The sequence below is a fragment of the Phenylobacterium sp. genome (genome assembly GCF_036495085.1).
GTDB lineage: Bacteria > Pseudomonadota > Alphaproteobacteria > Caulobacterales > Caulobacteraceae > Phenylobacterium.
Genome location: NZ_DASXNL010000065.1, coordinates 47,286 through 59,333 on the forward strand (window position 1 = coordinate 47,286; position 12,048 = coordinate 59,333).

General features: G+C 66.7%; 12 protein-coding genes. 2 read left to right on the forward strand and 10 right to left on the reverse strand.

Annotation, left to right across the window (positions count from 1 at the left end):
• Window positions 1–137: 137 nt before the first annotated feature.
• Window positions 138–1,964, forward strand: a complete 1,827-nt coding sequence (locus tag VGI62_RS07905; RefSeq protein WP_331503860.1) for a glycoside hydrolase family 15 protein — start codon at window positions 138–140, stop codon at window positions 1,962–1,964.
• A 168-nt stretch (window positions 1,965–2,132) separates the two neighbouring features.
• Complete coding sequence (locus tag VGI62_RS07910; RefSeq protein WP_331503861.1) at window positions 2,133–2,603, forward strand: hypothetical protein; 471 nt, start codon at window positions 2,133–2,135, stop codon at window positions 2,601–2,603.
• Window positions 2,604–2,671: 68 nt separating this feature from the next.
• Here the strand turns inward: VGI62_RS07910 and VGI62_RS07915 are convergent, their stop codons facing one another.
• From VGI62_RS07915 to VGI62_RS07960, 10 genes are all read right to left on the reverse strand, one after another.
• Window positions 2,672–3,388, reverse strand: coding sequence for a PEPxxWA-CTERM sorting domain-containing protein (locus VGI62_RS07915; protein ID WP_331503862.1), 717 nt, complete (start codon window positions 3,386–3,388; stop codon window positions 2,672–2,674).
• A gap of 380 nt (window positions 3,389–3,768) precedes the next feature.
• Window positions 3,769–3,996: a hypothetical protein gene (locus VGI62_RS07920; RefSeq protein ID WP_331503863.1), complete on the reverse strand. Its 228-nt coding sequence runs from the start codon at window positions 3,994–3,996 to the stop codon at window positions 3,769–3,771.
• A 47-nt stretch (window positions 3,997–4,043) separates the two neighbouring features.
• A complete protein-coding gene (locus tag VGI62_RS07925) occupies window positions 4,044–5,027 on the reverse strand; it encodes an alpha/beta hydrolase (RefSeq protein WP_331503864.1) in 984 nt (327 codons plus the stop codon).
• A gap of 23 nt (window positions 5,028–5,050) precedes the next feature.
• The gene (locus VGI62_RS07930) at window positions 5,051–6,568 is read right to left on the reverse strand and encodes an FAD-dependent oxidoreductase (RefSeq protein WP_331503865.1); all 1,518 of its coding nucleotides are present in this window, start codon (window positions 6,566–6,568) and stop codon (window positions 5,051–5,053) included.
• Window positions 6,568–8,256 carry an N-acyl-D-amino-acid deacylase family protein gene (locus VGI62_RS07935; RefSeq protein ID WP_331503866.1) on the reverse strand — a complete coding sequence of 563 codons (1,689 nt, stop codon included), beginning with the start codon at window positions 8,254–8,256 and terminating at the stop codon, window positions 6,568–6,570. Before VGI62_RS07935 ends, VGI62_RS07930 begins: the two co-directional genes overlap by 1 nt.
• A gap of 27 nt (window positions 8,257–8,283) precedes the next feature.
• Window positions 8,284–8,508, reverse strand: coding sequence for a hypothetical protein (locus VGI62_RS07940; protein ID WP_331503867.1), 225 nt, complete (start codon window positions 8,506–8,508; stop codon window positions 8,284–8,286).
• A gap of 186 nt (window positions 8,509–8,694) precedes the next feature.
• Complete coding sequence (locus VGI62_RS07945) at window positions 8,695–9,351, reverse strand: TetR/AcrR family transcriptional regulator (RefSeq protein ID WP_331503868.1); 657 nt, start codon at window positions 9,349–9,351, stop codon at window positions 8,695–8,697.
• Between the two features lie 221 nt (window positions 9,352–9,572).
• Window positions 9,573–10,184, reverse strand: coding sequence for a L,D-transpeptidase (locus tag VGI62_RS07950; protein ID WP_331503869.1), 612 nt, complete (start codon window positions 10,182–10,184; stop codon window positions 9,573–9,575).
• Window positions 10,185–10,910: 726 nt separating this feature from the next.
• Window positions 10,911–11,237 (reverse strand): Lpp/OprI family alanine-zipper lipoprotein, encoded by a 327-nt coding sequence (locus tag VGI62_RS07955; RefSeq protein WP_331503870.1) that lies wholly within the window; start codon window positions 11,235–11,237, stop codon window positions 10,911–10,913.
• Window positions 11,238–11,575: 338 nt separating this feature from the next.
• Window positions 11,576–12,048, reverse strand: a 473-nt coding sequence (locus VGI62_RS07960; protein ID WP_331503871.1) for a zinc ribbon domain-containing protein, incomplete at its 5' end; no start/stop codon positions are given.

The following is a 12,048-nucleotide window of genomic DNA, read 5'->3' on the forward strand; positions in this document are numbered from 1 at the left end:
CGGGAGCACTTCAGGCAACGGTTGCGCCGCCCCGGCGGTTCCCACGTCACAGTGACCGCTCGGCGTGGAACCGGCCGGCCGCACAAGCGCTGCTTAAGGCGAATGTCACGCCCAGGGGGGCGCAAGCCGGAAAGTCGATGCCCTCGCCGATCGAAGACTACGCCCTCATCGGCGATTGCGAGACCGCAGCCCTCGTGGCGCGCAACGGGTCGATTGATTGGCTATGCTGGCCGCGCTTCGACAGTCCGGCCTGTTTCGCGGCTCTGCTGGGCGATGAGGACAACGGCCGCTGGCGGATCGCGCCCCATAGTCCGGTGCTTGGCGTGAGGCGGAGCTATCGGCCCGACACGCTTATTCTGGAGACCGAGTTCGAGACCGAGGATGGTGTCGTCGTCCTGATCGACTTCATGCCGCTGCGGGGCGACTCCTCGCACGTGATCCGGCTGGTTCAGGGGCGCGCCGGGCGGGTGGCGATGGCCATGGAGCTGGTCCTGCGCTTCGACTATGGAGCCGTCGTGCCTTGGGTGAGCCGTGGCGAAGATGGGGCGCTGCGCGCGGTGGCGGGACCAGACCTTACGGTGCTGCGCGCGCCGGTCCTTTTGCAGGGGCGAGGCCTGACCACCGTTGCGGCTTTCGAGGTGGCGCAGGGCGAGACCGTCCCCTTCGTACTCAGCTACGGGCCCTCGCACCTGCCGCCGCCCGCACCGCGCAATCCTGCCGAGGCGCTGGCGCAGACCCAGTCGTATTGGTCGGAGTGGCGCGCCGCATGCACGGTCGAGGGCCCCTTTGCCGAGGCTGTCGGCCGGTCCCTGGTCACCCTGAAGGCGCTGACCCATATGCCGACCGGCGGCGTGATCGCGGCGCCCACGACTTCGCTGCCGGAAGCGGCCGGTGGTGAACGCAACTGGGACTACCGCTATTGCTGGATCCGGGACGCAACCTTCCTGCTGCTTGCGTTGATGAGCGCCGGGCACTTCGAGGAAGCCCGCGCCTGGACGTCCTGGCTGCACCGCGCAGTCGCCGGTTCGCCCAGCGACATGCAGATCATGTATGGCGTCACCGGCGAGCGGCGGCTCATCGAGTGGGAGGCAGGCTGGCTGAACGGCTACAAAGGCGCACGTCCCGTAAGGCTCGGCAACGCCGCCCACAGTCAGTTCCAGATGGATGTCTATGGCGAGCTGATGGACGCGACCCATCAGGCGCGGCTGCATGGCCTGACCGACGGCGACACGTGGGGCCTGCAGCTGGCGATCATGGAGCATGTCGTGAAGGTCTGGAACGAGCCGGATGAAGGCATCTGGGAGGTGCGCAGCGGGCCGCAGGACTTCACCTTCTCCAAGATCATGGCCTGGGTGGCGGTCGATCGCGCTATTCGTGACGCCGAACAGTTCGGGCTGGAGGGGCCGATCGAGGAGTGGCGGGCGCTTCGTCAGACGATCCAGGCGGAGGTCGGCGTCAAGGCTCTGAACCCCGAGACCGGCGGCTTCCAGCGTGCTTATGACGACCCCAGCGCCGACGCCAGCCTGCTGCTCATCGCCGAGCTCGGCTTCGTGGCGGCCGACGATCCACGTTTTGCGGCCACGGTGGCGGCCGTCGAGCGCGAGCTGATCACCGCCGACGGGCTCGTCCAGCGCTATGACACCCGGCGCGCCGACGATGGTCTGCCGCCGGGCGAGGGGGCGTTCCTGACCTGCAGCTTCTGGCTCGTCAACGCCTACGCCATGCTGGGGCGCGAGGACGACGCGCGACGGCTGTTCGAACGGCTGCTGACATTCCGCAACGACGTCGGGCTGCTGGCTGAGGAATACGACCCGCGAACCGGCCATTTCGCCGGTAACTTTCCCCAGGCGCTTTCCCACATCGGTCTGGTCAGCGCCGCGCTCAACCTTTCCCACGATGCCAAGCCGAGCGTCCAGCGTTCGGCCACGTCCCCAATGACGCCGGCCTCTGCGATCCGGACCTGAGTCAAGGCCGGCGTCGGTTCCGGCTCGACGCCCGCGCCCTCTCCATCGATGAGGTCAGGCTGGAACCCGCTTGGTCACGCCGTGGCTTGCCGGTGCGGCCTTCCACCACGGCCACTCCCCGCCCTCCAAATGCGACAACAGTGGTCTTAGTCGCGTTGGGGCTTGGCCTTGGTCGCTTTGTATGTGCTGGCGGTGATCGGCGCCGCTGTTGTCGCTCGATGGTTGCTGCGACCCCTCTGGGCCTCCCGCAACGTTCGGCGCGCGGCGATAGAGTTCCACGCAGCTTCGATCGATGCGCTTGCGACGATCCGTGAAGCCGGCCCAGAACTCGCGCCCCACGATCTGGCCGTGCGACTGGCCCTGAGGCGCTGGGTGAGCGCGCGAACGACCATTCGCGGGCTCTCGGAAGGCGAGCAGCAGATCGTCGAGGAGACCTTGAAACGTCGCCGCATCGTCCTCGAAGACGTCGTTCAAGCGATAACGGCTTTCATGGAACAATGCGGCCGAGCAAATGGGCCCTTGGCCGCAGGGGCCGACTTGGCGCCTATCAGGCAGCCGAACCCGGTCGCGCGCTTCCGCTCGCCACGAGCCGTCAGCCACTCCCATGTCGCCCCGGCGCGAGCAGGGCGGCGGCGTTAGGGACAGGCCTCGGGCTTCGCCGCGCTCGATCAAAAGTAAGGCCCGCCGATCAGCGGGCCTTTTTTTTGTCATCCTGTAACTGTGAGCCGCCGGCGGGCGCGCAACGCGGCGCCCATGCCCATGAAGCCCACGATCATCATTGTCCAGCTGGTGGGTTCGGGCACGCCTCCCCCGCGTGTTCCGACGCCGACGGGACTTGCTGTGCCGATCTCAACCTGGCGCAGGCTGTCGATGTCCTCGGGGGTCGTGTGATTGGCCGCCACGATGTTGAAAAGCACGCTGCTGAATGTTGCGCCGGAGTTGTCGAACAGGCTGAACCGGTTTTCCCCGGTCGAGAGCGCGATCCCGTTGAGGAACTCAGGAGCGCCGACTGTCGGGAACACGGAGATGTTCAGGAAGGCCGGGAGAGCCGTGCCACCCTGACCTTGATTGAGATTCAACGACCAATTGATCGCCCCGATGGCGAAGGCGGCCGCGGTCGGCAGGACCTGGATTTGGGAGAACGGACCGTTGACCTGCGCAAACCCGTTGCCGTTCGTGTTCAGATTGGACGGGCTTGCATAGGTCACGTCACCCGCTGAATTCAGCGTCCCCGTGACGACGTTGCTGGACTGAGTGCCATTGTTATGGACCATCCCCAGACCGGGAAGGTACGGATCTCCAGGTTGGGTCCCCAGGACGAGGGCAGCCGAAGCCGGCGCAGCCGTGGCCAGAGCGATGACCGAGGCGGCGGCAGCAGCGATCTGATTGATCTTCAGGCGTCGATCCATATCCGGCTTCTCCATGCGATTGATCTCCCACGACCAAGCAACATTCGGGCGCCACCAAGCGTTCCAATCGTGATCGATCCTGATGTATTTAATTATCGAGCTCGCGTTACGTAGAGTTACGTTGAACGTCTTCAAGCGTGGCCGATGACGGCGGTAGGAGTCAGCTTAGAGCTCTATTAATACTGTCACGCTGCAGGAGGCGCGGGCGTAGCCAACCCGCTTGCACCGAAGATCGTTCCAGAACGCGGCGAATGCCGCGTCCGGGCCGAGGTGGCGCCCACTCCTCAATAGTCGCATCAGGACGAAGGGTGGGCCTCTCAGGCCCGACATTGCCGTTATCGGCCGGTACGGATGACCTGGTGAACGGGGCCTTCGCCCGCGGCCCTCGTACGGATCTACCGCCCGGCGCCCTCGACGATCCGCCGCCAGGGCTGCCCGATCAGTTCGTTCATGCCCGAGGCGCCGCACGCGGCGAGCAGGTCAAGGCCCGTCTGCTGGTCGAGGGAAATGGCGCCGGTCGCTCCGTTGGAGTAGGCCAGTGTGACGAGGAGTTCGGCCGTGCCGTCGTGGCCGGCGACGATCTCGGCCCTCACAATCACGGCCTCGGGGCTCTCGCGCGACATCATTCGCCTCAGCGGTTCGTGTGCAATTCTGACAGCCCCCCAGCTCGTCAGTCCAGGCGGTCCTTGAGCGATTTGAGCCAGGGTATGAGTGCGGCGTTTACCTCCGCAGGGCGCTCCTGTTGGGTCCAGTGGCCGCAGCCGGGCAGGATGTGAGCCCCCTGCAGGTTCGGCACGTTGGCGCGCAGGGTGGCGAGCGGGTCGCCAGCCATGCCGAAGGCCGTGTAGGCGCCATCTCGGTCGCCCGCGATGAAAAGGGCCGGCTGCTGGACCTTTCGATCCTTGTAGGGAAGCAGGAAAGCCCAGTCCTGGGTGTGGTTGCGATACCGGCTCAGAGGGCCGAAGAAGCCCGAGCCCTCGAACTCGGCGACGTAATAGTCGAGGTCCGCTTCAGTGAGCCAGCCGGGAAAGGGGTCCGGGTCGGGCAGCCCATCGAGAAGCGCGTCGGAAGAGGTCTTATCGGCCGGGTACGTGCTGAGGTCGAACTCCCCGGAACCGAGGTAGTAGAAGCGCCGCAGGAAATCGCGCGGGTTTGCATCGAACACGCCCTCCGCCAGACCGACGGGACGGAAATAGCTCTGGTAGAAAAACTTGTTTCGGTCGTCGAAGATCGCCTTGATCGTGTCGTCGAACGACTGTTCCGGAACGCCGGAGTGGATAACTGAAAGCGCCGCCACCGCAGCGACCCGGTCGGCATGGATCAGGCTTGTTTGCCAGACCATCGGAGCGCCCCAGTCATGGCCGAGGAGGACGAACCTTCGGTTCGGTGAGAGCGCGTGGCCGACGCCCAGGATGTCGGCGATCATCTGCTCCATTGCGTAATCTTCAACGCGGTCGAAGCGCTGTGAGCCGCCGTAGCCGCGCACATCGATGGCGCAGGCGGTGAAGCCGGCCTGAGCAATCGGGCCGATCTGGTGGCGCCAGGAATACCAGCTCTCCGGGAAGCCATGGACCATGAGAACGAGGGGGCCCTCTCCTTGCACCACGGCGCGGATACGAGCGCGGCCGGTGTCTATAGTCCGGAATTCGGGCAAGGGCTGTCCTTCTTGTTCGGGTGTCAGGCGGCGATCTGGGCCTGGGCGGCCAGGCGAACGTCTGCCTCATGGTCGAGGCCAAGAGCGCGCATCATCTCTTCGCGTCCGGGACCGGCCTTTGGCGGATAGGCCGCCGCATTGCGCGCCTTGCCGCGGGCCCAAGACCTGAGCACGCGCGCCAGGTTGCCGGGCCGTTTCAGCCACGCCTCCGGGTGCTCGAGCATATGGAAGCCGCGCATGGCCTGGCGCAGCAGCTCTACATCCTGGCGCACGGCCACGGCGATGCCGTCCTCGGCGAAGCTCTTGGCCAGCCGGGCTCTGAAGGAAGGGCGGTGCCCCGGCGTCAGCGCCGCGTGTGCGCGCTTTATGGCGTCACGGTCCTGCTTCAGCATCAGGTCGAAGAACGGGCGCAGATCCTCCCGGACAGCGTCATGGTAGGCCCGCGCCCGGGTCGCAGGGTCCTGCGAACCGTCCAGTGCTTCCCGTAGTCGCGAGGCCGCGACGGCCGCAAACGAGCAGCCGCGGCCATAAAGCGGGTTGGTGCGCGCCAGATTGTCGCCGATCGCGAAATAGCCCAGCGCCGCCGGTGCGCCGTCGACCACCAAGTCGCGCCAGCGGCACAGGAGATCTCCCATCCCGAAAACCTTGCTTGTCGGCTCCGCCTGATCGGGATTTGTCCACCGCCGCAGCCCAGGCAGCAGCATGGTGATTTCCTGGAACACCTCGGGCTTCATGATGGCTTTGCGCATTTCGTACTCGATCTCGGGCGCGCAGACAGTGATCGAGAAGCAGCCGTTGTCGGCGGGGAAGACGCCGAATTTCAGGAAACCCAGGTCGCCGCTGGCCGGCGGTGCGCCGGTACGTGGCGGTTCGCTGCGACCTGGCCTCAGGCGATAGTGGCGGGTGAAATAGAGAATGCCCGCGGACTCGGTGAATTCCGGGATCTGGGCGCCGGCCTCGCGCAGCTGGTCGATCAGGTCTGCGCCCTTGCCGCCGGCGTCCACCACCACGTCGGCCTGGATCTCCACTTCGCGGCCGTTTTCGTCGGCGCGGACTCCGGTCGCCTGCAGCAGGCCGTCGGGGCGGCGACTGATCTGCAGTCGGCGCACGAAGATGCCGGGCCTCAGGGTCACGTTTGGCAGCGCCTCGACATAGCGTCGCAACACCAGCTCCAATGTGGTCCGCCGGCTGGTGATGATGGTGAGTTCGGCGTCCTGCGGCTTGGGTTCGTAGGACTCGCGCTGCTGGTCGGTGAGCATGTCCTGGAAGGTCAGGTCGCGCACGCCGGCTGCAGCGAGGTCATCGAGCAGCTGCGGATGGTCCTGGCGGATGATGTTGCGCAGGCGGGCCAGGAAGGCGTGGCTCTGGCGCAAGTGACCGACACCGGTGCGCTTCCAGTCGTGGAAGGCCTCGTCCGCCCCCCCGGCCGGTGGCGGTCCGTCGCGCTCGACAATGACGACCTGCCGGTCGGACCGGCCCAGGGCCAGGGCGCTGCACAGGCCTGCTATGCCTGCCCCCACCACGACAACCGTCTCGGTCATCAGGCGACCCTGGCCATCGACGAGCCGCAGATTTCGCCGGTTCGCGCTTCGGTGTACGCGCCGTCGGCGTAGGCCACGGCGCCATTCACAAGCACCGCCTCGATGCCGATCGAGGCGCGGACATAACGCAGGCCGCCGCCAGGAACGTCATGCGCCGGCTTCTCCGCATCCCGCGCGATTCTCTTGGGGTCGAACACGACCACATCGGCCGCAAGGCCAGGCTTCAGCCGGCCGCGGTCCTTGATGCCCCAGATGTCGGCGGTGTCAGCGGTGATTTTCTTGACCGCTTCTTCCAGCGTGAAGTGGCCGGAGGCCCGGACGAACTCGCTGAACAGGTAGCCCGTGTCGCCGTAGGTGGCGAAGGAGGCCAGGTGTGCGCCGCCGTCGCTGGCGCCGACGTGCACGAGGGGATGGGCCAGCATCGGCCCGATGCGCGAAGTGTCGTCATGCCCGCCGTTCGCAGCGAGGAAGGCGACGTCCAGACCATTCGCCATCGAGATGCTGAACAGGGCCTGCGCCACGCCCTCTCCCCGCTCGCCCGCCACGTCACGCAGCGTGCGACCGACATAGTCCGCAGGAGCGCGATCACCGCCTCGGATCACCAGGCCGCCGAAAATCGCGTCCCCGCCATCGGAGCCGGCGTCGGCGATCAGGCGCCGCACGATCTCGGGGTCCGCCAGGGCGGCCAGGCGCTTTTCCAGCGGCTGACGCAGGGTGCTGAACCAGCTCGGGACCCGCACCAGGTAGAGAGACGGGTTCAGCAGCGAGAATGTGATATCGATCGGCCTCGTCTGCATCTGCGGCCAGACCCGCGCCCCGCGGGCGAACTGCTCCTCGACGCGGGCGAGAATCCGGGGCGCGGACTCGGGCGCGACATTGCTGTCGAACACCGGCGAGAAGGTGGTCGGGATGGCGTGCTTCAACGACAGCTCCGCGAGCTGGTCGATACGCGCGATCGTGAGGTCGCTCGCGTAGAACTCCGGCACCACCTGCAGCATGCGCCCGTCCTGGGCCTCACCGAGGACGGCGCAGAGCGCGTCGAGCTCGGCGCAGTCCGCGAAGCGGCTGGGCACCGGCCGACCGGTCGCGTCCACGTCGACGAAGCTGGTGGAAAGCCCGATGGCGCCTTCATCGAGGCAACGGCGCAGCAAGACCTGCATCGCCTTGACCTCGTCCGGCGTCGCGGGCCGCTCTTGAGAGGCCGCACCCATCACCCAGAGGCGGATCAGACTATGACCCACCAGCGGCGCGACGTTGATCCCGAGACCCTCCCCGATGGTGCGGCAGTAGCCGCCGAAGTCCTCCCAGGTCCATTTGGCGAACCGCTCGGTGAAGGCTTCAGCCGGCATCTCCTCGATCTGCTGGAACATCCCCACCACCGCCGGCCGGTCGGCCGCGCGCAACGGGGCCAGCGACAGCGAGCAGTTGCCCGGAATCACGCATGTGACACCGTGCTCGAGCGCCGGCCGGGCTTGGCCGTCCCACAGCAGCTGCGCGTCGAAATGGGTATGTGGGTCAATAAAACCGGGGGCGACCACGCGACCGGTGGCGTCGATCACCTGGCGGGCGTCACTCGAGATTTCGCCCACTTCGGCGATGCGCCCGTCGCGGATCGCGACGTCGGCGTGGAAGCCGGCCGCGCCGTCGCCGTCCACCACAAGGCCGTTGCGGATGATCACGTCATACATCTCTGGAAGTCCTCTCAACGATGGGGCTCAGCCGAGGGGCGGCTCCACAAACACCACGTCGCTGCAGAGCAGCAGACCCCGTGGCTGGCGCATGGCGAAGATGTGCAGGTTCCAGCTTCGAATCCCATCCGCCGCCTCTGCCGGCGCGGTGTCTGGCAACGCCCGGGCGGCCAGGCCCTCCAGCGTTTCCCCCGCGACGGGGGTGACGAAGCGACGTTGGCGCGACAGCGGGGTGGCGGCCTGGTCGGACATGCGAGACGCGTTCCCTGCTGCGCGCGGCGCGTCGCCGGGCATGGACAGTGTGGCGCGCCTTCGGGCGCGAGGATATTCGCATCCCGGAGTCCACAGAGTAGGGACGGCTATGTCACGGAAGTCTTTGGATATTTTGGATTTCCCAGCGAGCTGGACGAGGCGTCTTCCCTATCGGAAGAGTCGCGTCTACGCCGCAGCGGACGAGGAGGCCGTGCGCCGCTCATGGCTCCTGTCGAGCGCCATGCGGCAGGTCAGTCGCGCAATCTCGCGCGTGAGCCGGCGGCGCTCCTGGTTCGGCGCCTCGAGCAGGCTCACCTGCAGCATGCTGGCCGACACCATATGGCCGATTATCCACGCGTCAGCCTCCGGCATGGGGAGGTCCAGGCGGTCGCCGCCGGAAAGGCGGATCTCCTGCGACAGCTCGATCAGCTGGCCTTGAAGTTGCGTCGCCGCGGGCAGGCGAAACAGGTGCGGCGCCTCCGGCGCCAGCCGAGCGAAGACCGGTCGCTCTTCGACCAGAACCTCAAGTCCGCTGAGCAGCAGGTGCTCCGTCGCCTCGAGGCTGGAGAGGTTACGGGCAATGCACTCGGCCAGCGCTCTGCGCATGGCCTCCAATAGCCGCTCCAGAGCCCGAATCGTCAGCGCGCCGGCCACGGCGTCGCGGTTGGGAAAGTACTGATACAGAGTGCCGACGCTCACGCCCGCTCGCGCGGCGATCTTATGGGTGGTCAGCCCATGGTAGCCGAGACGGCCAACCTCCTCGGCGCAGGCGTCCAGCATAGCCTCTACGGTCGCCTTTGAGCGTCGCTGGCGTGGAACCTTGCGCGGATCCAGTGGCGGCATGTGCTCCATCCCTCGTTGGCGCGGCCGCCTTCCTAAGGCCGCCCGCTCGAAACCGTCCGCCCAGCCGGCTTGCGGGTCAATGGACGAGAGTGTTCTTCTCACCGCTCCTTTCGGATCTACAGCGTCCCTGGAACTGGTTTGGCGCGACGCGATGGTGGCGTCTGCAGTCAAGGGCTGACCGTCCTCGGGCTCTCACGGGCTGTGATGGCGCCTCGAGCAGGCTAGAAACGATTGGGACCGCCGGGGCCGGCTTGCGTCGAACTCTCGCCGCCGACTGTCGCCGGCGTTTCGGAGGAGGGGAGTTCGGCCCGTTCCTTCGGACGGTAGGCCGGAAAGACCTCCTCCACGGACTTCATCTCCGGAAGGACATAGAACACACCCTTTGTGCCGGTGAAGGCTCGGCGCACCACGTCCTCATAGAAGCTGGCCGGGACATTGACGCAGCCGAAGGTGATCCGATTGTCGTCCGGGGTCGGTGAATTCAGGCGCTGCAGGCGGTGTTCCTTGCGATTGGAAGTGATCACCGGATGGATCGAAATCGCATCCTCATAGTCAATCCACAGGATGCCTTCCTCCCCGGGGACGCGCCCGAAGCCGGCGATAAAACGGCCAGCAGGCGTCGTGCGCTCCTCCGGGCGGATCGCCGAAAGCTTTCGCTCGCCGATGCCGGGTACGGAGTCATCGCCACGCGCTAGACCCAAAAGGGCGGGCGCGGCCCCTCGCATCCGGCCATCGGGGTTGAAGACGAACACTTCAGCCTGAGCCTTATCGATGATCGCGAACGGCAGCCCCTGATTGTCGCCGGACGCGACCACCCACCCCTCGAAATCCACCACGGTCTGCGAAGCCGGCGCCGCGGACTCCGTAGCCGGCTCAGTCTCCGACGCCGGGACCGGCTCTGAAGCTGGAGTCGCGGGGTCTGGCGCCGGCGGCGCGGCTTCCGAAGCTGGAGTGGCGGACTGCGACGCCGGCTCTGAAGGCTCCGAAGCCTGAGTCACGGACTCCGACGCTGACGGCACTGCCTCCGAAGCTGGAGTCACGGTCTCGGCCGGCGCTAAGGGCTCCGAGGCCGGAGCAACGGCCTCCCGCGCCGACGGCACAGTCTCCGAAGCTGGCGTCACGGGCTCCGGCTCCGCCGTTGTGGCCTCCGAAGCTGGAGTGGCGGACTGCGACGCCGGCTCTGAAGGCTCCGAAGCCGGAGTCACGGACTCCGACGCTGACGGCACGGCCACCGAGGCTGGATTCACGGTCTCAGCCGGCGCTCCGGGCTCCGATGCCGGAGCAACGGCCTCCGGCGCCGACGGCACGGGCTCCGAAGCTGGCGCGACGGCGTCGGACGCCGGCTCAGCGGCGCGGTCATTCGGGCCCTGCGTTTGAGCGCCTGCAGTCGACACATGGACCACCAGCAGGCCGAAGCACAATGCCCCGGCGACGAGCGGCGTCTTCACAAGTCGACGCATAGCCCGCTCCGCGTGTCGCAGGCCAACCTACGGCTCCATCTGCACAGTTAGCGGACGCGGGCCGGCAAGGTTCCGCCGGGCCGCGCGCATTCCCGACGCTCAGCCCCGCGGCTTCTTCGCGGTGGCCATTTGCTGCTCAAGGCCGTCCACCCTGGGCGTCAACTGATCGAGTCGCTGGTTCGCAGTTCGCGCGTCGGCCGCGGCGGCTTGGGCGGCGCTTCCGGCGGCTTGCGCGGCGCTGGCGGCGGCGTCGGCGCGGTGACCCGCGTCCGTCGCCTTCGCATCCACAGCATCAACTCGGCTGTTCACGGTGGCGATGTGCTCGTCCACATACTGCTCTGTGGCGCACCCACTGAGGCTCAATCCACCCAGGAGAAGGGCCGAGGCGAGCCAGACGTTTGCTTTACGATTCTTCAGCCAGGTCATTACCCAACTCCTGTCGTTAAGGAGCTTGGGTTGTCATCCCATCCATCGGCTATCACACTAGGTTAAATCCCCAAGTAAAGGCTCGCCGAGACCGTAGTCCGAAGAGAGACTACACGGGTCGCTTCAGGACGTCAGATAAGGCGCGGGACGGAGCGGATCCGAACGCTCAGTCATCACAGCAGAGGTTGCAGCGCCTACGCGTTAGAAGGCGCGCTTCGGGAATCCGAATAGTGCATTGATTTAACATAATATCCAGGAAGCTCGACTTATCTCGAACCGGCGCTCTTGTTATTTTGTGGGACGTTCCGCTCCCTACGCAAGTCCGCTCGTAGCTGAAGCTACGCCGCGGCCCTGCTGTCCGGCGCCTGCTTCGCCGAGATCCGTTTCACGCGAGGCTTTCGTCCCGCGCCGGAGCGTTCCTCTCCATAGGCTGTCACCGCAGAGCTTGCCGCCGGTCGTTCGAGATTTCGCGCGGCGTTGAGGTCGCGATCGGCCGCATAGCCGCAGGTGTCGCATGTGAAGATCCGCTGTGACAGCGCCACCCCGGCCTTGACCGAGCCGCAGCAGGCACAGGTCTTGCTCGAGGGAAACCATCGGTTGGCGACCACGACGGCCGCGCCGGACCGCCGCGCCTTGTAATCGAGCCGGCGGCGGAACTCGCGGAAGCCGCCATCCAGGATCACCCGCGCCCGGCGGCGGTTGGCCGCCAGGCCGGCGCGAGGCCCCGACGACGGCGCCCGTCTCCCGCGCCAGGGGCCTGGCGACCTTGACCCGGTCGGCGAAGCCGCAAGCTCTGCGGTGACAGCCTGTG

Excerpts from the sequence above, each read along its gene's own strand:
- VGI62_RS07955 (WP_331503870.1), bottom strand. The coding sequence starts at position 11,237 with ATGACCTGGCTGAAGAATCGTAAAGCAAACGTCTGGCTCGCCTCGGCC.
- VGI62_RS07945 (WP_331503868.1), bottom strand. The coding sequence starts at position 9,351 with ATGCCGCCACTGGATCCGCGCAAGGTTCCACGCCAGCGACGCTCAAAG.
- VGI62_RS07920 (WP_331503863.1), bottom strand. The coding sequence starts at position 3,996 with ATGTCGCGCGAGAGCCCCGAGGCCGTGATTGTGAGGGCCGAGATCGTC.
- VGI62_RS07915 (WP_331503862.1), bottom strand. The coding sequence starts at position 3,388 with ATGGAGAAGCCGGATATGGATCGACGCCTGAAGATCAATCAGATCGCT.
- VGI62_RS07905 (WP_331503860.1), top strand. The coding sequence starts at position 138 with ATGCCCTCGCCGATCGAAGACTACGCCCTCATCGGCGATTGCGAGACC.
- VGI62_RS07935 (WP_331503866.1), bottom strand. The coding sequence starts at position 8,256 with ATGTATGACGTGATCATCCGCAACGGCCTTGTGGTGGACGGCGACGGC.
- VGI62_RS07930 (WP_331503865.1), bottom strand. The coding sequence starts at position 6,568 with ATGACCGAGACGGTTGTCGTGGTGGGGGCAGGCATAGCAGGCCTGTGC.
- VGI62_RS07940 (WP_331503867.1), bottom strand. The coding sequence starts at position 8,508 with ATGTCCGACCAGGCCGCCACCCCGCTGTCGCGCCAACGTCGCTTCGTC.